The organism is Citrobacter sp. Cpo142, assembly GCF_030332425.1.
GTDB classification, from domain to species: Bacteria; Pseudomonadota; Gammaproteobacteria; order Enterobacterales; family Enterobacteriaceae; genus Citrobacter; species Citrobacter portucalensis.
Genome location: NZ_JAOWHW010000126.1, coordinates 120,906 through 141,829 on the forward strand (window position 1 = coordinate 120,906; position 20,924 = coordinate 141,829).

Annotated in this window: 18 protein-coding genes; 11 read left to right on the plus strand and 7 right to left on the minus strand. The window is 53.7% G+C overall.

The annotated features are described in order from the left end of the window. The first annotated feature begins 160 nt into the window (after positions 1-160). From mcbA to ybiJ, 5 genes are all read left to right on the plus strand, one after another. Positions 161-421 (plus strand): DUF1471 family periplasmic protein McbA, encoded by a 261-nt coding sequence (mcbA, locus tag OGY18_RS15510; RefSeq protein ID WP_003831565.1) that lies wholly within the window; start codon positions 161-163, stop codon positions 419-421. A gap of 292 nt (positions 422-713) precedes the next feature. Further along, a complete protein-coding gene (locus tag OGY18_RS15515) occupies positions 714-2,999 on the plus strand; it encodes a catecholate siderophore receptor Fiu (protein WP_286553552.1) in 2,286 nt (761 codons plus the stop codon). A 43-nt stretch (positions 3,000-3,042) separates the two neighbouring features. After that, positions 3,043-3,720 carry a PKHD-type hydroxylase YbiX gene (gene ybiX / locus OGY18_RS15520; RefSeq protein ID WP_164562979.1) on the plus strand — a complete coding sequence of 226 codons (678 nt, stop codon included), beginning with the start codon at positions 3,043-3,045 and terminating at the stop codon, positions 3,718-3,720. 75 nt (positions 3,721-3,795) lie between these two features. Continuing rightward, positions 3,796-4,062: a DksA/TraR family C4-type zinc finger protein gene (locus OGY18_RS15525; RefSeq protein WP_150344823.1), complete on the plus strand. Its 267-nt coding sequence runs from the start codon at positions 3,796-3,798 to the stop codon at positions 4,060-4,062. Positions 4,063-4,362: 300 nt separating this feature from the next. Further along, a complete protein-coding gene (ybiJ, locus tag OGY18_RS15530; protein ID WP_003831561.1) occupies positions 4,363-4,623 on the plus strand; it encodes a DUF1471 family protein YbiJ in 261 nt (86 codons plus the stop codon). A gap of 97 nt (positions 4,624-4,720) precedes the next feature. Here ybiJ and OGY18_RS15535 read toward each other — a convergent pair whose 3' ends face one another. From OGY18_RS15535 to OGY18_RS15555, 5 genes are all read right to left on the minus strand, one after another. Then, entirely contained in the window at positions 4,721-5,806 is a 1,086-nt protein-coding gene (locus OGY18_RS15535) for a malate/lactate/ureidoglycolate dehydrogenase (protein ID WP_126318735.1), read from the minus strand. Between the two features lie 161 nt (positions 5,807-5,967). Then, entirely contained in the window at positions 5,968-6,936 is a 969-nt protein-coding gene (gene ybiB / locus OGY18_RS15540; protein WP_198578990.1) for a DNA-binding protein YbiB, read from the minus strand. 29 nt (positions 6,937-6,965) lie between these two features. Then, complete coding sequence (dinG, locus tag OGY18_RS15545; RefSeq protein ID WP_286553555.1) at positions 6,966-9,116, minus strand: ATP-dependent DNA helicase DinG; 2,151 nt, start codon at positions 9,114-9,116, stop codon at positions 6,966-6,968. A 177-nt stretch (positions 9,117-9,293) separates the two neighbouring features. After that, positions 9,294-10,715: a DASS family sodium-coupled anion symporter gene (locus tag OGY18_RS15550; protein ID WP_003831557.1), complete on the minus strand. Its 1,422-nt coding sequence runs from the start codon at positions 10,713-10,715 to the stop codon at positions 9,294-9,296. Positions 10,716-10,748: 33 nt separating this feature from the next. Next, the gene (locus OGY18_RS15555; RefSeq protein WP_003831555.1) at positions 10,749-12,101 is read right to left on the minus strand and encodes a class-II fumarase/aspartase family protein; all 1,353 of its coding nucleotides are present in this window, start codon (positions 12,099-12,101) and stop codon (positions 10,749-10,751) included. A gap of 202 nt (positions 12,102-12,303) precedes the next feature. On the opposite strand from OGY18_RS15555, the gene OGY18_RS15560 reads away from it, so the two are divergent. Next, positions 12,304-13,038 carry a GntR family transcriptional regulator gene (locus OGY18_RS15560; RefSeq protein ID WP_148362229.1) on the plus strand — a complete coding sequence of 245 codons (735 nt, stop codon included), beginning with the start codon at positions 12,304-12,306 and terminating at the stop codon, positions 13,036-13,038. 68 nt (positions 13,039-13,106) lie between these two features. Here the strand turns inward: OGY18_RS15560 and rhlE are convergent, their stop codons facing one another. Next, complete coding sequence (gene rhlE, locus OGY18_RS15565; RefSeq protein WP_003831551.1) at positions 13,107-14,453, minus strand: ATP-dependent RNA helicase RhlE; 1,347 nt, start codon at positions 14,451-14,453, stop codon at positions 13,107-13,109. Between the two features lie 221 nt (positions 14,454-14,674). On the opposite strand from rhlE, the gene cecR reads away from it, so the two are divergent. The 5 genes from cecR (at position 14,675) to OGY18_RS15590 (ending at position 20,421) form a co-directional block, all read left to right on the plus strand. Continuing rightward, positions 14,675-15,352 (plus strand): transcriptional regulator CecR, encoded by a 678-nt coding sequence (gene cecR / locus OGY18_RS15570; RefSeq protein WP_003831550.1) that lies wholly within the window; start codon positions 14,675-14,677, stop codon positions 15,350-15,352. Then, positions 15,349-16,344, plus strand: coding sequence for a secretion protein HlyD (gene hlyD, locus OGY18_RS15575; protein ID WP_003831548.1), 996 nt, complete (start codon positions 15,349-15,351; stop codon positions 16,342-16,344). Before cecR ends, hlyD begins: the two co-directional genes overlap by 4 nt. After that, on the plus strand, positions 16,337-18,073 hold the full coding sequence (locus OGY18_RS15580; RefSeq protein WP_003831546.1) for an ATP-binding cassette domain-containing protein: 1,737 nt from the start codon (positions 16,337-16,339) through the stop codon (positions 18,071-18,073). The genes hlyD and OGY18_RS15580 overlap by 8 nt, the downstream gene beginning before the upstream one ends. Then, on the plus strand, positions 18,066-19,199 hold the full coding sequence (locus OGY18_RS15585) for an ABC transporter permease (RefSeq protein WP_003831545.1): 1,134 nt from the start codon (positions 18,066-18,068) through the stop codon (positions 19,197-19,199). Before OGY18_RS15580 ends, OGY18_RS15585 begins: the two co-directional genes overlap by 8 nt. Positions 19,200-19,314: 115 nt before the next feature. After that, positions 19,315-20,421 (plus strand): ABC transporter permease, encoded by a 1,107-nt coding sequence (locus OGY18_RS15590; RefSeq protein WP_003831543.1) that lies wholly within the window; start codon positions 19,315-19,317, stop codon positions 20,419-20,421. Here the strand turns inward: OGY18_RS15590 and OGY18_RS15595 are convergent. Then, on the minus strand, positions 20,383-20,793 hold the full coding sequence (locus OGY18_RS15595; RefSeq protein WP_003831542.1) for a YbhQ family protein: 411 nt from the start codon (positions 20,791-20,793) through the stop codon (positions 20,383-20,385). The genes OGY18_RS15590 and OGY18_RS15595 overlap by 39 nt on opposite strands. Between the last annotated feature and the right edge of the window lie 131 nt (positions 20,794-20,924).

Consider the following 20,924-nt stretch of genomic DNA (forward strand, 5'->3'; position numbering starts at 1 on the left):
TAAACACACACAACAAGGAAATTTGATTTTTTACACCTGTTTGACGCTTTGCGAATTGTTCAAAAAACAGGCAGCTCATCACCAATTTTTTGCGGTAAATGTCATCCGCTGACGACCTAAACTTATCAGGCACACCTGTTGTTTTTCAGAGGATATCACCATGAAGAAATGCCTCACATTACTTGCTGCTACCGTACTTTCCGGCATGACATTTGCCTCCTTTGCTGCACAGCCATACACCAGCCCAGCTACCGGTCAGCTACAAGCTTCCGGCACAGTATCCGCTACCGGCGCCTCTAACCTGAGCGACCTCGAAGACAAGCTGGCAGAGAAAGCGAAAGAGCAAGGGGCAAAAGGCTTTGTCGTTGATTCTGCGGGCGGCAAAAATCAGATGTACGGTACCGCAACCATCTATAAGTAACCCCCCATCTCAGCCCAACTGCATTCACCCCGAATGCAGTTTTCTGCGTGCGGTTCACTTCATTGCAGCTCAATTTGTAATCAATATGTTGGCATTTTGAATCCAATGTAAATAAATGTATTTATTTTTGAATTAATGAATGCTAAAACGTCGCACTGATTAGTAATGCTTATCAAAATCATTATCAATTACATATTCATTTCCGCGAGGCCTGCAGGGTATAACATCCATAGAGATGTCCCTTCGCGCGAGTGAAACCGTCCACTCAAACAATAATAAGTCACTCATTAACATGGATAAAAATCGCAACTTGCCGTCCAGTAGCTTTCACTCACTGACTTTTTTTGCCGGTCTGTGCATTGGCCTGTCCCCTATAGCTCAGGCTGTCGCTGCGGACGACCAGGATAAAAAACAAGAAGACACTCTGGTCGTTGAAGCGGCCAAACCTTCGCTGTACGCCCCGACACAGTCTGCCGACCCTAAATTCTCCCGTCCGGTGGCGGATACAACCCGCACCATGACGGTGATTTCTGAGCAGGTGATTAAGGATCAAGGCGCAACAAATCTGACCGACGCGTTGAAAAACGTCCCGGGCGTTGGCGCATTTTTCGCCGGTGAGAATGGTAACTCCAGCACCGGAGACGCGGTTTACATGCGTGGTGCGGATACCTCGAACAGTATTTATATCGACGGTATCCGTGATATTGGCAGCGTCACGCGCGACACCTTCAATACCGAACAGGTGGAAGTAATTAAAGGTCCTTCCGGTACCGACTATGGACGTAGCGCACCGACTGGCTCTATCAATATGATCAGCAAACAGCCACGCACCGACTCAGGAATCGATGCATCGGCCAGCGTCGGTAGCGCCTGGTTCCGCCGTGGTACGCTTGACATTAACCAGGTCATCGGCGAGACCACCGCCGCACGTTTAAACCTGATGGGCGAAAAAACGCATGATGCCGGTCGAGATAATTTTAAGAATGAACGTTACGGTGTGGCCCCCTCTCTCGCTTTTGGCTTAGGGACTGAGAACCGACTGTACCTGAACTATCTACATGTCACCCAGCACAACACGCCGGATGGCGGCATCCCTACCATTGGCCTGCCGGGATATTCCGCACCTTCTGCGGGGACTTCTGCACTGAATCATTCAGGCAAAGTGGATACGCATAATTTCTACGGTACCAACTCGGATTATGACGATTCGACAACCGATACCGCGACGATGCGTTTTGAACATGACCTGAACGACAGCACCACTATTCGCAACACCACCCGCTGGTCGCGCATTAAACAGGATTATCTGATGACGGCGGTGATGGGCGGCGCGTCTAACATCACCCAACCCACCAGCAGCGTCGACAGCTGGACCTGGTCACGCCTGGCAAATACCAAGGATGTCAGCAATAAGATCTTGACCAACCAGACCAACCTGACCTCAACGTTCTACACGGGATCCATCGGTCACGACATCAGCACCGGTGTGGAGCTGACGCGCGAAACACAAACCAACTATGGCGTGGCGCCGATCACCCCACCACCGGTGAATATCTATCACCCCGACAGCAATGTGAATATCGGCGGATTGTCTCGTAACGGCGCCAACGCTAACGGGCAAACAGACACCTTCGGTGTATACGCTTTTGATACGCTACAAATTACCCGTGAATTCGAGCTGAACGGTGGTATTCGCCTCGACAATTACCGCACAGAATATGACAGCGCCACCGCTTGCGGCGCTTCCGGTCGCGGCGCAGTCGCGTGCCCGACAGGCGTGGCTAAAGGTTCCCCGATCACCACTGTGGATACTGCCAAATCAGGCAATCTGGTGAACTGGAAAGCTGGCGCGCTGTATCACCTGACCGATAACGGTAACGTGTACATCAACTATGCCGTTTCTCAGCAACCGCCGGGCGGCAGCAACTTTGCTCTTGCTCAGGGCGGCAGCGGTAACAGTGCGAATCGTACCGATTTCAAACCGCAGAAAGCGAAAACCAGCGAGATCGGCACCAAATGGGAGGTGCTGGATAAGCGCCTGCTGTTAACCGCTGCGATTTTCCGCACGGATATTGAGAATGAAGTTGAGCAGAACGACGACGGTACCTATTCCCAGTACGGAGAGAAACGCGTTGAAGGCTACGAGCTCTCGGTAGCAGGCAACATCACCCCCGCATGGCAGATTATTGGGGGTTACACCCAGCAACGCGCGACCATCCACAGCGGTAAAAACGTTGCTCAGGATGGCTCCTCTTCCCTGCCATATACACCGGAACATGCGTTCACGCTGTGGAACCAGTATCAGGCTACCGATGATATCTCCGTTGGCGCAGGCGCTCGCTACGTGGGTAGTATGCATCGCGGTTCCGACGGTGCAGTGGGTACGCCATCCTACACTGAAGGTTACTGGGTCGCTGACGCCAAACTGGGCTATCGCGTGAATCACAATCTCGATTTCCAGCTAAACGTCTATAACCTGTTCGACACCGATTATGTATCCTCCATAAACAAGAGTGGATACCGTTATCATCCGGGCGAGCCAAGAACTTTCCTGCTCACCGCCAATATGCATTTCTAATCCATCGCGTGGGGCGTAAGCCCCACTTTCAGGAGAAATACTGATGATGTACCACATTCCCGGCGTTCTGTCGGCGCAGGATGTAGCCTGGTTTCGTGAACAACTGGACGCTGCCGACTGGGTTGATGGCCGCGCAACCACCGGCGCTCAGGGGGCGCAGGTAAAAAACAACCAGCAGGTGAATACGCAAAGTGAACGCTACGGCGTTTTACAACAGGCGGTACAGACTGCGGTAAGTAACAGCGCGCTTTTCTTCGCCGCAGCACTACCGAAAACGCTCTCCACACCGCTGTTTAATCGCTACCAGGACAACGAGACCTACGGTTTTCACGTTGACGGTGCGGTGCGTAGCCATCCGCAAAACGGCTGGATGCGCACGGACCTTTCCGCAACTTTATTCCTGAGTAACCCGAATGATTATGAAGGGGGAGAACTGCTGGTCAATGATACTTACGGCCAGCATGCGGTGAAGCTTCCGGCAGGCGATCTGGTGCTTTACCCTTCCAGCAGCCTACATTGCGTCACGCCAGTGACCCATGGCGTTCGTGTAGCGTCTTTTATGTGGATACAGTCGATGGTCCGTGACGACAAAAATCGCGCCATGCTTTTTGAACTGGATAAAAACATTCAATCCCTGAAAGCTCGCCATGGGGAGAGCAGCGAGATCCTGTCATTACTCAATCTCTACCATAACCTGCTGCGTGAATGGTCTGAAATCTGATACTGCTGGCGCGTGGTCGTTTTTCAGCCATCACCTTCGCTATACTTAGTCTGTAGACATCAGCAGGAGGTACACATGGCATCCGGATGGGCAAATGACGACGCGGTTAACGAACAGATCAACAATACTATTGAAGATGCTGTTGCCCGCGCTCGCGGTGAGTTACCGACGGGGGAAAGTCTGTATGAATGCGAAGAATGCGGCAATCCTATCCCTCAGGCCAGACGTGAGGCCGTGCCAGGGGTACGCTTGTGCATCGCCTGCCAACAGGATAAAGATTCACATAGCTCAGCATTTTCAGGATATAATCGCAGAGGTTCGAAAGACAGCCAGCTACGTTGACTTATCTTTACCAAAAGTTTCAGCGCATACGATTTCCTTTACGAGCACGATTTTTTGCACCCTGTGTAGCAAAATGTGCCGTTGTCGCCTTCTCTGTAAAGCGCAATGACAAGAACTGTAAATCCCTTACTCGAATTTATTAATATTCAATAAGTTATTTGTCATTCAATTTATTTGATTGATGTGGTCAATTCTATTCGATTTTCTCTCACCAAAAAAAACGTGATACTTATCACATCGACGGAACAACGTCTTCTTAAAGAACACTGACTAACAGAACAACCCTGCGAGAGATTAATCATGAAAAATATCAAATTTGCTGTTGCTGCCATCGCCCTGTCTACCCTGTCATTTGGCGTTTTCGCTGCCGAGCCGGTTTCCTCTACTCAGGCGCAAAACATGAACAAAATTGGTGTGGTATCTGCTGACGGCGCTACTACGCTGGACGGCCTGGAAGCCAAACTGGCTGAGAAAGCGAATGCAGCTGGCGCAACTGGCTACAGCATCACTTCCGCTATCGGCAAAGACAAAATGAGCGGCACCGCGGTTATCTATAAATAACCGAAAGATTACCTGTACGACCCAATGCTCCAACCCTCATTGACCCTGTTTGTTACCCTTTGTTTGCCCGTCCGCCACTGGACGGGCTTTTTTTTGCCTATTTTTCCAGCCGTTGACAGAATTCCTGCAACACGGTGTCTGGCATCCCAATTTGCAGTGCCGCCTCACAAATCGCTTGCCAGCTTCCGGCATCCAGCGGAATACCGTATTCCAGCCGTTCCTCGCGAGTATTCACCTCCCACTCCCCAGGCAACAGGATCGGGGCATCTTCAGCATGCGGGGACGCTTTCACCCACTCAGCAAATGCCGCGACCTGGTTGTCGCAGTCCGGCGCGCCGAACAGTTGTGGATTCATAATGATGGTGGTCATACAGTTAATGATGGCGTCCGCGCTGGTCTGCAGGCTCTCTTCATGTGTGGTTTTACCGCCAGAAAGCGCACCGCCCATAATTTCGCACATCGCCGCCAGCGCATACCCCTTGTGCTCGGCAAAGGTCAGCAACGACCCCAGCGGAGAAACCTGCATTACCGCAGGATCGGTAGTGGGCACACCCGCCACATCAATCAGGCATCCTGGAGCCACCGGCTCGCCCTTATGCCATGCCACACGGGTTTTGCCAAACGCGATGGCGCTGGTTGCATAGTCCAGCAACAGTGGGAAGGTATTTTTACGCGGGAATACGACGCAGAAGGGATTGGTGCCAAAACGGCTATCGCGGCCATGAAACGGTGCGACCATCGGGATCCCCACCACATTCACAAAATGCACCGAGACAAAACCTGCTGCCGCACATTGCTCCGCCCAGTAGCCAATACGGCCGATATGGTGCGAATTATGTAATGCCACAGCGGCGATTCCGTACTGACGCGCCTTTTCGATTCCAAGCGTGATTGCCTCGTGCGCCGCCACCTGACCAAACGCACAGTCGCCGTCAAGCGTAATCACCGCCCCCGCATCTTTTACCACTTTGGCATGACGGTTGATCTGCAGATGCCCCTGCGAGAATGAGCGAATATAGCTTGGGATCATACCGATGCCATGGGAGTCGTGACCGGCGAGGTTAGAGGCTATCAGATGGTCGGCCACCAGCCGCGCCTCCTGATCATTGCTTCCCATCTGATGAAAAACGGCCTGGATAAAGGCGTGCAGCGTTGGCACATGGAAGCGATGTCCACTGTTCATTGTTATCTCCTTTGTGTCGCGTGTTTGTTGTGTTTCTTATTTTTCAACAAACTATGCTGCGCCACGGTGCGCTGGAGGTCAATAAACGTGCAGAAATTTCACATTGCCGAAAAGAGAGAACCGACAGGCCAGGCAACAGGCCCGTCGGGATAACAAATGGTTTAGAAACTTTGCTCGACGCGGGCAAGTCCTTCAGCCAGTGAGACGGACTCACCGGTTGCCACCAGGCAGCAGGCCATCTGGATTTTCAACGATGCCGGAACAGGCTCGCTGCCAGCCAGACAACGCTCAATCCAGCGCGCGGTGGTTTCCGGGTCTTTTGCTACCGGTAGCGGTACCGGCTCGTCAGGCATCTCGCTCTGTCGGTCTTGTAGCACTCGCACACCGGATGAATCGATCAGGCTTATCTGCGGGCAGCGCTGCGGGTTGGCATACACTTCGCCCTCGGTACCATGCATCAACAGGCCGCGCCCACCGATATCGCCGAAGAACTTCGCCACGCGCGAAACGTATTCCGGGTGGGACACGCTGGAAAGACGCAGCGCGGCATCTTCAGCAAACGGCGTGGCTAATTTAGCCAGCGTGTGCGCACTGTTACGCACACCCATGCGCCAGCGCATCGCCAGCTGTTTCTCCAGCGGAGGGCACAGCGCGCTCACCGGAATAAACACCGGCTCATGACCATCCAGCTTTGCCTGCGCCTGCCCGGCATGCAGCGTTGGCGTAATTCCCATCAGTTCGAAAATGGTTTCAGTCAGCACGCGGGTCGGATCCTCGCTGACGCCGTGCACCACCACCGGGAAGCCAAGTTTATGCAATAAAATCGCCAGCAGCGGAGTCAAATTCGCCTGCTTGCGCGCACCATTGTAGCTGGGAATGACAATCGGCATGGGTTTGGCTACCGGCGGAGTCAGGCGAATGGTGTGGTTTTGCATCGCTTCGTAAAAGCCCAGCATCTCCGCTTCACCTTCGCCCTTGATACGTAGCGCAATCAGTACCCCGCCCATTTCGAGGTCAGGTACGTCGCCGTTCATCATATGGGTATACAGTCCGCGAGCGGTATCCTTGTCCAGGTCACGCGCGTGATTTTTTCCTCGCCCAATCTCTTTAATGATTTTGCGGTAATCCATCGATAACTCCTTGCCTGTTGCTCGCATCGTTAACGCCGACGGCGGCGCGTGGGTTTCGCTTTTTCTTTTGGTTTTACTATAACGTCTGGCACAGCAGGTTGCTCTATCGGAAATATGGGTAACGCGTTCAGTAAACGCTTGCCATAGCTTTTGGTCAATAAACGCTTGTCATAAATAACCACTTCTCCCCAGCAGCCATGGCTACGGATGAGTCGCCCAACCTGCTGGATCAAATTGAACGACGCCGCAGGCAGGCTCTGCACCTCGAAGGGGTAGCGGTTCAGGCTTTTCAACCACTCGCCCTCGGTGATCACCACCGGACTGTCGATAGGCGGAAAAGCAATTTTGTGAATATGCACCTGAGTCAGCAGATCGCCTTTCAAGTCCAGACCTTCAGCAAAAGATTGCAGCCCAACCAGCACGCTGCGCTCGCCGTTGGTCACCCGTTTGCGGTGCAACTCCACCAGACGGTAGCGCGGCTGATCGCCCTGCACCAACAACAGCAGGCGCAGATCGGTAACGTGCTCAAGAAAACGCTGCATCGCCCGACCGCTGGCAAAGAGTACCAGCATGCCCTGATGCTTTTTACTCTCCAGCTGTTCACGAAAATAGGCGGCCATTTCCGCGATATGCTGCTCTTCGTTATCAATTAACGGTTCGTAGCGCATTTGCGGAATGACGATTTTGCCCTGTTCAACGTGATTAAACGGTGAATCCAGCGCGACAAACCGGTCCCCTGCTTTTTCCTTCAGACCGCTCATCTCCTGCAAACGCGAGAAGCTGTTGAGCGAGCGCAGCGTTGCGGAAGTGACAATAATATGCGGGACGCTACGCCACAGCAGTCGTTCGAGCTGATCGCTCACACGAATCCCCACGCAGTGGAACCAGACGTGGATCTGCCCGTCACGCACCTCGCGCGTCGCCCATTTACTTACCGGTGCACCTGACGACTGCGCGAGCGATGCCAGCCGCCACAGTTTGCTTTGCGCCTCAAACATGCCAAGCGCCCGGTTCATCTGCAAAATAACCCGATGCAGACGCACGATATCGTGAGTGCCGGTTTTTTCGCTGAGATCGTTGAGGAACAGTTCCGCCAGACCGCGCAGCATTTCTGTTAGCTTTGCCAGACGCTGACAAATCTCCATCACTTCCGTAGGCAATTCGCCCATCGCGAAGCGGTGTTCTGCCTCCTGGGTAGCGGGCATATACAGATTAAGAATGTTATTGAGCGATGAAATCAGCTCATACAGCTCCTCACAGTGACCGTTCAGACGCTCGGCATTTGCCAGTGGCGGCGTGGTCTTCGGGCGAAACTGCTCCAGGCAGGTAGCCACTAATTTGCAAAATAGATCCAACTGCAGTCGATACCAGGGGGCGCTGATTTCTGCGCTCATCTCCAGCGCATCGCGCGCGACATCCGGCAAATGGTGGCCTTCATCAAGTACCAGCAGTAGATTTTTCGGCTCCGGCAAAACGGCTTCGCTTTCCATGGCCGCCATTACCAGCGCATGATTAGCCACGACCACTTCAGCTTCCTGAATCTCCCGGCGGGCGACAAAAAAAGGGCATTCACGATAGTAGTGACAGTTGCGATTCAGACAGCTGGCTTTATCGGTGCTCAGACGCTGCCAGAGTCCGTCGTCGATAGCGATATCGGTGTGATCGCGCAGCCCGTCCCACTTGTAGCTGTCGAGATCGCCTTTTAGCCTGGCACAGTGCTTTTGTTCTTCCTGGTTGTTGGGCGTCAGGTCATCGTCGAGAAAAGCCAGCAGATCCTGCTGATTGGGTTCAGTGCTGGCCAGCGCCGCTAAGTTACGCGGGCAGACATAGCGTCCGCGACCAAACGCAGCGGTAAAACGCAGGTCGGGGATAATTTTGCGCAGCAGCGGTAAATCTTTGCTGTAGATCTGGTCCTGCAAAGCGACGTTGGCGGTACTGACCACCAGCGTTTTTTGTTCTTCACGCGCGATGGCAATACCGGGAATCAGATACGACAGGGTTTTCCCCACCCCGGTCGGTGCTTCAATCGCCAGATGTCGCCCTTCTTCCCCGGAGAGCGTTTTCGCGACGTCAGCAATCATCTGCCGCTGCGGCGCACGGGGGATAAAGTCGGGGATCTGTTCCTGAAGCGCCTTGTACCAGGCGGCGATTTGCGCTTTTAGCGCAGCCGTAAGTGCCATGAGAAAACCTGAAATACTGTATAAACAGCCACTATTGTGGCACATTTCAGGCGTTGGATGTACCTTTTTCCCCCATTCTGGAAAGCGCTTCGCAGCTCTGGCTTAAATTACCGGATGGCGGCTTACACCTTATCCGGCCTACAGTCAGGTACATTGCAGGCCGAATAAACGTGTCGGTTAATAGTATCCCAGCAGCTTCCACCACAGCATGCCCACTGCAAAAATGATAATCACATTTGCCGTTACCACACAGAGGTTAATTTTGTAAAAACGCGGTCGTTCAAAATAGCCCTGGGCAAAATAAATAGGACCAGGTCCGCCACCATACTCGGTATTCCCCCACATCAGATTACTAAAGATACCGAAGCAAATAGCAACCATCATCGGCGGTGCACCCGCAGCGATCGCCGTGGCCGCGAAAGGAGCATACAGCGCAGCTACGTGCCCGGTAGCCGTAGCAAAGAGATAGTGGACGTAAATGTAAAGGATCCCCAGCACAATAAAGGACTCAATCGCACCAAACCCTTGAATACCGCTGCCTAACTTTATTGTCATCCATTTAATAAAACCCAGATCGGCAAGTCCGGTCGCAAGGCTAATAATGACGCTAAACCAGATAACCGTATCCCAGGCTGCATGGTCATTAAGCAAACTTTTCCAGCTAACAGCACCCGAAGCAAACAGATAAGCAGCCAGCCCCAGCCCGACAGATGTGGCAGACAATCCAGTAATCAAACTGGTGCCCCAGCCAACCAGCGCCAGCACAAAACCAAACGCGACCTTTTTCTCGTTGCTGCTCATCGAACCGAGCTCACCGAGCGCCTGCTTACCCATCGCTTTTGCCTCTGGCGTACGCTTAAGCTCAGGATCCAATAATTTATAGACCAGTAGCGGCATCAGACAGAAACAAACCATCGCAGGGACTACTGCGGAAATAAACCATCCGCCCCAGGTTATCTCCATACCCAATGACGATTTCGCCAGGCTCGCTACCAGCGGATTCGCCGCCATCCCGGTGAGAAATATCGCCCCGGTAATCGGCGTAAACTGGAAGCACACCATGGTTAAGAAATCGCCAATACGTTTGCCCGTTACCCCTGGAGCGGAGCCCAACACATCATTGATGGAACGCGTGATGGGAAAAATTATGCCCCCGGACCGCGCAGTTACTGACGGCATTGCCGGGGCCATAATCAGATCGGAAACCCCCAGTGAATAAGCAATACCCAGGCTGCTGCCGCCAAAGAGCGATAACATTTTATACGCAATACGTTTCCCCAGTCCTGACGTCACAAACCCCAGAGACAAGACGTAGGCGCAGAAAATGAGCCATACCGTACCGGACGCAAACCCTGACAGCGCCTTTGCCTCTGGTAACGTTTTGGTGAAAATAACCACGCAAAGTGCAATCAACATCACCGCCCCCGAAGGGAGCGGCTGAGTGAGAATGGCGGCAATGGTCGCGGCAAATATCGCGAACATATGCCAGGCCTGAGGCGTTAGACCATCAGGAACAGGATAAAACCAAATGATCGCGCCTATCGCCAGCGGTATCAGGAACGACAGAATGGATTTTCCCGTGACAGAATTCGTTGACATAAAAATATCCTTATTCCGTTAGCCCGAGAGCATTCATTTCCGCGACATGTATCTTGCTAATACCTGATCCACCATCGCCGGTGCCATTCCAAGGTAATTTGCCGGGTCGGTCAGTTTTTCAATCAACTGTGGGTCCAGTCGTTCAGAGACAGATGGCATCGCATTCAGCACATCAGCCAATCGTCCACCTTGTTCGTTGACGATACGACAGGCGTCATACACCACGTCATGTGCATCCTGACGACCAATATACGGAGCCAACCCCATCATGACCGCTTCAGCCACAATCAATCCGTTAGTCATGCCGAGGTTACGTTTCATCGCCTCTTCATCGACCACCAGCCCCGCCAGCATAAAGTTGGCCTGATGCAATGCCCCCGCGCTGAGAACGAAACTTTCCGGGATAGCAATCCATTCGGCATGCCACGGCCCGGTTGCACGCTCCAGATCTTGCACCATCGCATCAAGCATCAACCCGGCCTGTTGGCGAACGCCTTTGGCACAGGCCAGCATCAGCTCGCTGGAAATAGGGTTGCGTTTCTGCGGCATGGTACTGCTGGCGCCACGCCCTTTAACAAACGGCTCATACAGTTCGCCAAACTCGTTTGCTGCCAGCAGCATTACGTCGTAGGCAATCTTGCCCAGCGACCCGGTAATCACCGCTAACAGGTTCACCGCTTCGGCAAAACCATCACGCGCGACGTGCCAGGTGGATGTTGGGACATTTAGCCCAAGCTCTTCCATCATCGCTTTTTGTACCGCGAGGCCTTTATCCCCCAGTGATGCCAGCGTACCGGCTGCCCCCGCAAATTCGCCGACCAATACACGAGGACGCGCCTGGGTAAGACGTTCCGCGTGGCGTTCAAACATATCCAGCCAGATGGCCGTTTTATAACCGAAGGTCACGGGCAAAGCCTGTTGTAAATGGGTTCGCCCGGCCATCGGCGTATCACGGTAGCGGCGTGAAAGATCGGCCAGCGTGGCGCGGAGTTTGTCCATATCGGACTCAATGAGCGCAAAAGCATCACGAATTTGCAGAACCACTGCGGTGTCCATAATGTCCTGAGTGGTGGCCCCCCAGTGCACATAACCTCCGGACTCGCCTGCCTGTTTAGAAATCTGGTGCACCAGCGGTAGGATCGGATAACCCACAATTTCGGTTTCATGGCGCAATAAATCAAAATCGAGCGTGTCAGCATTACATTTTTCTGCGATTTCCTGCGCCGCAGCCTCGGGTATCACACCGCAGCGTGCCTGAGCTTTAGCTAATGCCACTTCCACTTCCACGTATTTGCGTACCAGCTCGCGATCGTCAAACACCGCGCGCATCGCCGGTGTGCCGAAAGAGTCCCTGAACAGAACAGAATCAAGTACATTCGAAGCCATAAATCCCCCTGGAAAATCTGATAATGATAAGATGCGTGTTTACGGTAGTTTGTTGGATATTCAAATGCCGCCACAATGTCCAGACATAAACAAATGTCCGTACATTTGAATGTACGGACATTTATAGTATTCATAAGAAATGTAGGGAATAGTCCGTACAAATTTTCGTGATAAAGATCACTAATATTTTGATGAAACTGCGATGAAAGAATCTCTGTACAAGCGAATAGCACGTGAACTGGCGCAGCAAATTGCGGTGGGAACTTTTGCCCCCGGTTCGCTGTTTCCTACGGAAATGGAACTGTGCGAAACATGGCAGGTCAGCCGCCACACCATGCGTGAGGCGTTAAGGGAATTAACAGAGCAAGGTCTGATATCACGGCGTAAAGGCGCGGGAACCCGCGTTTGCGAACCTAAGGCTAACGGCGTCAATCACCCGCTGTCGCATCTTGAGGATCTGTTGCTGCTGGCCAAAAACAATCTGCGCGTCATCAAGAAAATCGATGAGATTGTGGCGGACATAGAGTTGTCCCAGATGATTGGCTGCCCGCCTGGTTCCCGTTGGCTACACATTGCCAGCACTCGCGAAGATGCGCAAAACCCCGACGCGCCAATCTGCTGGACGGACAGCTATGCCAGCACGGAATACGCTAAGCTGCGCACGTACATCCGCGACGATCCACACTCGTTAATCAGCGATTTGATCGAAACGCATTACGGTATCAAAAGTCATGAGGTGCACCAGACTATTACGGCTGTCGGCGTGCCAAAAAAGGTGGCAAAAATTCTCAATGTTGCACCTGATTCGCCAGCGATGAGAATCGTGCGTCGTTATCTGGACAGGGACGGGAAAGTATTTGAGACGACGATTTCGATTCACCCGGCAGGACGCTATACCTGCTCAATCGTGCTGAAATCGCAAAGTTCGGGGGAGTGATTGACCTATCCGGTCTACACAGTGTGTAGGCCGGATAGCGTGTTTATACTGCCATACAGCAAGGTGAATTACTGTGCTGCAGACGGTTTGCGCGGACGGCGCGGTGGACGAGGCTTATCGCCTGCCGGTTTGCCTTCTCCGCTACGCGGTTTCGCTTTTGGCGCACCGCCATCCTGACGACGCGGCTGCTGGCCACGCCCTGCTCCGCCCTGCCCACGACCACCGCCGCCGCCACGCTGCTGGCGACCGTTCTGGATCGGCTCAGCTTTAATGGACGGATCTGGCTCGTAGCCTGGCGTTGCAATACGCGGGATCTCTTTTTTCAGCAGCTTCTCGATGTCACGCAACAGCTTGTGTTCATCGACGCACACCAGAGACAACGCTTCGCCGGTAGCGGCCGCACGACCGGTACGCCCAATGCGGTGCACGTAGTCTTCCGGGACGTTTGGCAGCTCGTAGTTCACCACGTGCGGTAACTCTTCAATGTCCAGACCACGTGCGGCAATATCGGTCGCTACCAGCACGCGAATATCACCGGATTTAAAATCAGCCAGCGCACGCGTACGCGCACCCTGAGATTTATTACCGTGGATAGCCGCACTACGGATGCCATCTTTATTCAGCTGCTCTGCCAGATGGTTCGCGCCATGTTTGGTACGGGTAAACACCAGCACCTGCTGCCAGTTGCCCTGACCAATCATCTGCGACAGCAGTTCACGTTTACGTTTTTTATCAACGAAATGAACGTGCTGAGTAACCTGCTCTGACGCGGTATTACGACGCGCCACTTCAATTTCCAGCGGGTTGTGCAACAGTTTTTCGGCCAGCGATTTAATGTCATCAGAGAACGTTGCCGAGAACAGCAGGTTCTGACGTTTTGCCGGCAGTTTTGCCAGAACGCGACGAATATCGTGAATAAAGCCCATATCCAGCATGCGGTCAGCTTCATCCAGTACCAGGATCTCAACCTGATCCAGTTTCACCGCATTCTGGTGTTCCAGATCGAGCAAACGACCCGGAGTGGCGATCAGCACATCTACGCCGCCACGCAGCTTCATCATCTGCGGGTTAATACTGACGCCACCGAAGACCACCAGCGAGCGAATATTCAGATACTTACTGTAATCACGGACGTTTTCGCCAATCTGGGCCGCCAGTTCGCGGGTTGGCGTGAGGATCAGCGCACGAACCGGACGACGGCTTTTACCATGCGGCTGATTGGTGATCAGGTGCTGCAACAGCGGCAAGGTAAATCCTGCCGTTTTCCCCGTACCGGTCTGGGCGCTGGCCATCAGATCGCGGCCTTCCAGCACGGCAGGAATAGCCTGCTGCTGAATAGGGGTAGGTTCACGGTAACCCTGCTCGGCAACGGCACGTAAAATTTCAGGGTTTAAACCAAGGGAATCAAAAGACATAACAACTCCGAACCGCCCTGACCGTTACCGGTGTCGTTTTCAGGGAGATACATACAATAGAGATGACAAAAACCACAATGTCATGAAGGGGCGGAGTGTAGCAGTTTTTGTGATGTGCCGCATAAATTATCCCTTCACTGGAAAATAACGCTCCGGACTGGACAAGGCTACACATCAGTCATAATCTTAATCAATCGATTGATTAAGATCAGAGTCGTGCCATGAATACACCCACCATGACAACCAAAGGTGAACAGGCGAAGAACCAGCTCATTGCCGCCGCATTGGCGCAATTCGGCGAGTATGGTCTGCACGCCACGACGCGCGATATCGCTGCACAGGCCGGGCAAAACATTGCGGCTATCACCTACTATTTTGGCTCAAAAGAGGATTTATATCTCGCCTGCGCCCAGTGGATTGCGGATTTTATCGGTGCACAGTTTCGCCCGCACGCTGAAGAGGCCGAGCGTTTATTCGCCCAACCAGAGCCGGACCGTGGCGCGATGCGCGAACTGATCCTGCGCGCCTGCAAAAATATGATTATGCTGTTAACTCAGGACGACACCGTTAACCTGAGCAAATTTATCTCGCGTGAACAGCTTTCCCCCACCGCGGCTTATCAACTGGTGCACGACCAGGTTATCAATCCGCTGCATACACATCTGACGCGCCTGATTGCCGCCTATACGGGCGGCGATGCCAATGATACCCAAATGATTCTGCACACCCACGCCATTCTCGGCGAGGTGCTGGCTTTTCGTCTGGGGAAAGAAACCATTCTGTTGCGTACGGGCTGGTCACAATTTGATGAGGATAAAACCGCGCTGATTGACCAAACGATCACCTGTCACATCGATCTTATTCTGCAAGGTTTAACGCAAAGGAGTCTGGAGTCATGAAAAAACCTGTCGTTCTCGGGCTGGTTATCGCGGCCCTCGTTGCCGTGATTGCCGGTGGAACGTGGTGGTATCAAAGTCGGCAAGATAATGGTTTAACACTGTACGGCAATGTCGATATCCGTAGCGTCAACCTGAGTTTTCGCGTCGGCGGCAGGCTGGCCTCGCTGGCGGTTGACGAAGGCGATGCCATTACCGCCGGTCAGGTGCTGGGTGAACTGGACCGCGCACCGTATGAAAACGCATTGATGCAGGCAAAAGCCAACGTTGCCGCCGCACAGGCACAATACGATCTGATGCTGGCAGGGTATCGCGAAGAAGAGATCGCGCAAACCGCGGCAGCAGTCAAACAGGCGCAGGCCGCCTATGATTACGCGCAGAACTTTTACAATCGGCAGGTCGGATTGTGGAAAAGCCGCACCATTTCTGCCAACGATCTGGAAAACGCCCGTTCATCTCGCGATCAGGCGTTAGCTTCGCTTAAATCCGCACAGGATAAACTCACGCAATATCGCAGCGGTAATCGTGTGCAGGACATCGAGCAGGCGAAAGCCACGCTCGAACAAGCTCAGGCCGAGCTGGCACAGGCAGAGCTTAATTTGCATGACACCACGCTTACCTCGCCGTCTGACGGCACGCTTCTCACCCGTGCGGTTGAACCCGGCAGCATGCTGAACGAAGGTGGCACGGTACTGACGCTGTCGCTCACGCGTCCGGTTTGGGTTCGTGCTTACGTTGACGAACGAAATCTGAGCCAGGCGCAGCCAGGACGTGAGATCCTGCTCTATACCGATGGCCGACCGGACAAACCGTATCACGGCAAAATCGGCTTCGTTTCTCCTACCGCCGAATTTACCCCGAAAACGGTCGAGACTCCTGACCTGCGTACCGACCTGGTTTATCGCCTGCGAATTGTCGTCACCGACGCGGACGATTCGCTGCGCCAGGGAATGCCGGTAACGATTAAGTTTGGCGATGAGGCACGGCATGAATGACGCCGTCATTACGCTTAAAGGGCTGACGAAAAACTTTGCCGGAATGGAAAAGCCGGCCGTCGCCCCGCTCGACTGTACCGTTCATGCGGGCTACGTGACCGGGCTTGTCGGGCCTGACGGCGCGGGCAAAACCACGCTGATGCGAATGCTGGCGGGATTATTAAAACCTGATGCCGGAAGTGCTGCTGTGATTGGTTTTGACCCCATCAAAGACGACAGCGCGCTGCATGCGGTGCTCGGCTATATGCCGCAGAAATTTGGTCTGTACGAAGATTTAACCGTCATGGAGAACCTCAATCTCTATGCCGACTTACGCAGCGTCACCGGTGAAGCGCGAGAAAAAACCTTTGCCCGACTACTGGAGTTTACCTCGTTAGGGCCGTTTACCGGGCGACTGGCGGGCAAGCTTTCTGGCGGCATGAAGCAGAAGCTCGGGCTTGCCTGTACGCTGGTTGGCGAACCTAAAGTGTTGCTGCTGGATGAGCCAGGCGTGGGTGTCGACCCTATTTCCCGTCGCGAACTGTGGCAAATGGTCCACGAACTGGCCGGGGACGGCATGCTGATCCTCTGGAGTACGTCGTATCTGGATGAAGCAGAGCAATGCCGTGATGTGCTGCTGATGAACGAAGGTGAACTGTTATACCAGGGCGATCCTACTCAGCTTACGCAAACCATGGCGGGTCGTAGCTTCCTGATGAGCAGTCCACAGGAAAACAACCGCCGACTGCTGCAACGCGCGTTAAAGCTGCCGCTGGTCAGCGACGGAATGATTCAGGGCAAATCCGTCCGTTTAATCCTGAAAAAAGAGGCTACTGCTCAGCAGATCCAAAACGCTGACGGCATGCCGGAGATAACCATCAACGAAACAGCCCCCCGCTTCGAAGATGCCTTTATCGATTTACTCGGCGGAGCCGGAACATCGGAGTCCCCGCTGGGCGCTATCCTGCATACCGTGGAAGGCACGCCTGGTGAAACGGTGATCGAAGCCAAAGCGTTGACCAAGAAATTTGGCGATTTTGCCGCTACCGACCACGTAGACTTTGCCGTGCAGCGCGGCGAGATTTTTGGTCTGTTAGGCCCTAATGGCGCTGGCAAATCCACCACCTTTAAAATGATGTGCGGCCTGCTGGTCCCCACTTCCGGCAAAGCGCTGGTGCTGGATATGGACCTGAAAGTCAGCTCCGGCAAAGCGCGTCAGCATCTGGGCTATATGGCGCAGAAATTCTCCCTGTACGGTAACCTGACGGTTGAACAGAATCTGCGCTTTTTCTCCGGCGTCTACGGCCTGCGTGGTCGGGCGCAGAAAGAGAAAATCGATCGTATGAGCGAGGCATTTGGCCTGAAGAGTATCGCTTCCCACGCCACCGACGAACTGCCGCTGGGATTTAAGCAGCGTCTGGCGCTGGCCTGCTCGCTGATGCATGAACCCGACATTCTGTTCCTTGATGAACCCACTTCCGGGGTCGATCCCCTCACCCGTCGTGAGTTCTGGTTGCATATCAACAGCATGGTGGAAAAAGGCGTCACGGTGATGGTGACCACCCACTTTATGGATGAGGCGGAATACTGCGATCGCATCGGGCTGGTGTATCGCGGCAAACTGATTGCCAGCGGTACACCGGACGACCTGAAGGCTCAGGCTGCCGACAGCGACACGCCGGACCCGACCATGGAACAGGCGTTCATCACGCTAATCAATGACTGGGATAAGGAGCATACGCATGAGTAACTCCGCTCTCTCCTGGCGTCGCGTCCGCGCGCTGTGCGTGAAAGAGACGCGCCAGATCGTCCGCGATCCCAGCAGTTGGCTGATTGCGGTGGTGATCCCGCTGCTGCTGCTGTTTATCTTCGGCTACGGGATCAACCTCGACTCCAGCAAGCTGCGGGTAGGGATTTTGCTCGAACAGCAGAGCGAAGAGGCGCTGGATTTTACCCATACCATGACCGGTTCGCCGTATATTGACGCCACCATCAGCGATAATCGCCAGGAACTGATTGAGAAAATGCAGGCCGGGCGCATTCGCGGGCTGGTGGTGATCCCGGTGGATTTTGCCCAGCAGATGGCACGACCCAATGACGTGGCACCGATCCAGGTGATCACCGACGGCAGCGAACCCAATACCGCCAACTTTGTGCAGGGTTATGTCGAAGGCATCTGGCAAATCTGGCAGCAACAGCGGGCAGAAGATCGTGGGGAATCGTTCAAACCATTGATCGACGTGCAGACCCGTTACTGGTTTAACCCGGCGGCCATCAGCCAGCACTTTATTATTCCCGGGGCGGTCACCATCATCATGACGGTCATTGGCGCCATCCTCACCTCATTAGTGGTGGCGCGCGAATGGGAGCGCGGCACCATGGAAGCGCTGCTGTCTACCGAAGTCACCCGCGTCGAGCTACTGCTGTGCAAACTGATCCCGTATTACTTTCTGGGCATGCTGGCGATGCTGCTGTGTATGCTGGTGTCGGTGTTTATTCTTGGCGTGCCCTACCGTGGCTCGTTGCTGATCCTGTTTTTCATTACCAGCCTGTTTCTGCTCAGTACGCTCGGCATGGGGTTGCTTATTTCCACCATCACCCGCAACCAGTTTAACGCCGCGCAGGTCGCGCTGAACGCCGCCTTCCTGCCCTCGATTATGTTATCGGGTTTTATCTTCCAGATAGACAGCATGCCCGCGATTATCCGGGCGGTAACCTACATTATTCCGGCGCGTTATTTCGTCAGCACCCTGCAAAGCCTGTTCCTGGCGGGCAATATCCCGGTGGTGCTGATTATCAACGTGCTGTTTTTAATCGCTTCGGCGGTGATGTTTATTGGCCTGACGTGGCTTAAAACCAAACGTCGGCTGGATTAAATCCGTGTATGGATAATTGTAGCCGTAGGCCGGATAAGGCGTTCACGTCGCCATCCGGCATTATGCCTGATGCGCTTTGCTTATCAGGCCTACAAACTGGACTGAGAGGACGGGCATGTTTCATCGCTTATGGACATTAATTCGCAAAGAGCTGCAATCGCTATTACGCGAACCGCAGACGCGAGCCATTCTGATTTTACCGGTGCTGATTCAGGTTATCCTGTTCCCGTTCGCGGCAACGCTGGAAGTCACCAACGCCACAATTGCTATCTATAACGAAGACAACGGTAAACATTCGGTTGAGCTTACCCAGCGCTTCGCTCGCGCCAGCGCTTTTACGCATGTTCTGCTGCTGAAAAGCCCGCAGGAGATCCAGCCCACCATCGACACGCAAAAAGCCCTGCTGCTGGTGCGTTTCCCGGCTAACTTTTCGCGTAATCTGGATACCTTCCAGCAGGCACCCATGCAGATTATCCTCGACGGGCGCAACTCAAACAGCGCGCAAATTGCCGCGAATTACCTGCAGCAAATCGTTAAGGAGTATCAGCAGGAGCTGATGGACGGCAAGCCGAAACCGAACAACAGCGAGCTGGTAGTGCGTAACTGGTATAACCCGAATCTGGATTACAAATGGTTTGTGGTTCCGTCGCTGATCGCCATGATCACCACCATCGGCGTAATGATCGTCACCTCGCTGTCGGTTGCCCGCGAGCGCGAGCAAGGCACGCTGGATCAACTGCTGGTCTCCCCGCTGACCACCTGGCAGATTTTTATCGGTAAAGCGGTGCCCGCGCTCATTGTGGCTACTTTTCAGGCCACCATTGTACTGGCGATCGGTATCTGGGCTTATCACATTCCGTTTGCCGGTTCATTGGGGCTGTTCTATTTCACAATGGTGATTTACGGGCTGTCGCTGGTTGGCTTTGGTCTGCTGATTTCGTCACTGTGCGCCACCCAGCAGCAGGCGTTCATCGGTGTGTTTGTGTTTATGATGCCGGCGATTTTACTCTCGGGCTACGTCTCACCGGTCGAAAACATGCCGGTCTGGTTGCAGAATCTGACGTGGATAAACCCGATCCGCCATTTTACGGACATTACGAAACAAATTTACCTGAAAGATGCGAGTCTGAAGATTGTCTGGGGAAGCTTGTGGCCGCTGTTGGTGATAGCGGCCACGACCGGCTCAGCGGCGTATGCGATGTTTAGACGCAAGGTGATGTAGCTTTTTGTCTTTCGCCAGCAGCGAGACCACGGCGGGTCCGGCAAGGATTACCAGCCCCGCCAGTGCCAGCAAGACGTTGTTTTGCAGCACACGCGACAGCAGCCACAGCACGATCATTGCGGCACCGAAATACCACGTCGTGGTCAACTCTTCCAGCACATCAGCCACGTCGCGCCAGCGCTGTTCGTGGTGACGTTGCAATGCCAGCATCAATAAAACCGTAACGCCGTACACGACGCACAATCCCAGGCCGACATGCACCAGTCTGCCGCTCATCCAGCCCATTACCAGCAACGCCACTACCAGTAAATGCAACACTATCTGCCAGCAACTTAGACCCGTTGCGACACGAACACGTTGTTGCCACCTCATGGCTATTCTCCTGAAGGATTTTCGACTAATTGTTCAGAGTACCGGACTTTACGGAAAATTCCGCAACACCGCATCTTTTTGTGACGACGACTACACTATTTTATTTAGGAAGTGACGCCATCGGGAGGCTC

What these genes read in the sequence shown, in the direction of transcription:
- mcbA (WP_003831565.1), top strand. Translation starts at nt 161, where the DNA reads ATGAAGAAATGCCTCACATTACTTGCTGCTACCGTACTTTCCGGCATG.
- OGY18_RS15515 (WP_286553552.1), top strand. Translation starts at nt 714, where the DNA reads ATGGATAAAAATCGCAACTTGCCGTCCAGTAGCTTTCACTCACTGACT.
- ybiX (WP_164562979.1), top strand. Translation starts at nt 3,043, where the DNA reads ATGATGTACCACATTCCCGGCGTTCTGTCGGCGCAGGATGTAGCCTGG.
- OGY18_RS15525 (WP_150344823.1), top strand. Translation starts at nt 3,796, where the DNA reads ATGGCATCCGGATGGGCAAATGACGACGCGGTTAACGAACAGATCAAC.
- ybiJ (WP_003831561.1), top strand. Translation starts at nt 4,363, where the DNA reads ATGAAAAATATCAAATTTGCTGTTGCTGCCATCGCCCTGTCTACCCTG.
- OGY18_RS15535 (WP_126318735.1), bottom strand. Translation starts at nt 5,806, where the DNA reads ATGAACAGTGGACATCGCTTCCATGTGCCAACGCTGCACGCCTTTATC.
- ybiB (WP_198578990.1), bottom strand. Translation starts at nt 6,936, where the DNA reads ATGGATTACCGCAAAATCATTAAAGAGATTGGGCGAGGAAAAAATCAC.
- dinG (WP_286553555.1), bottom strand. Translation starts at nt 9,116, where the DNA reads ATGGCACTTACGGCTGCGCTAAAAGCGCAAATCGCCGCCTGGTACAAG.
- OGY18_RS15550 (WP_003831557.1), bottom strand. Translation starts at nt 10,715, where the DNA reads ATGTCAACGAATTCTGTCACGGGAAAATCCATTCTGTCGTTCCTGATA.
- OGY18_RS15555 (WP_003831555.1), bottom strand. Translation starts at nt 12,101, where the DNA reads ATGGCTTCGAATGTACTTGATTCTGTTCTGTTCAGGGACTCTTTCGGC.
- OGY18_RS15560 (WP_148362229.1), top strand. Translation starts at nt 12,304, where the DNA reads ATGAAAGAATCTCTGTACAAGCGAATAGCACGTGAACTGGCGCAGCAA.
- rhlE (WP_003831551.1), bottom strand. Translation starts at nt 14,453, where the DNA reads ATGTCTTTTGATTCCCTTGGTTTAAACCCTGAAATTTTACGTGCCGTT.
- cecR (WP_003831550.1), top strand. Translation starts at nt 14,675, where the DNA reads ATGAATACACCCACCATGACAACCAAAGGTGAACAGGCGAAGAACCAG.
- hlyD (WP_003831548.1), top strand. Translation starts at nt 15,349, where the DNA reads ATGAAAAAACCTGTCGTTCTCGGGCTGGTTATCGCGGCCCTCGTTGCC.
- OGY18_RS15580 (WP_003831546.1), top strand. Translation starts at nt 16,337, where the DNA reads ATGAATGACGCCGTCATTACGCTTAAAGGGCTGACGAAAAACTTTGCC.
- OGY18_RS15585 (WP_003831545.1), top strand. Translation starts at nt 18,066, where the DNA reads ATGAGTAACTCCGCTCTCTCCTGGCGTCGCGTCCGCGCGCTGTGCGTG.
- OGY18_RS15590 (WP_003831543.1), top strand. Translation starts at nt 19,315, where the DNA reads ATGTTTCATCGCTTATGGACATTAATTCGCAAAGAGCTGCAATCGCTA.
- OGY18_RS15595 (WP_003831542.1), bottom strand. Translation starts at nt 20,793, where the DNA reads ATGAGGTGGCAACAACGTGTTCGTGTCGCAACGGGTCTAAGTTGCTGG.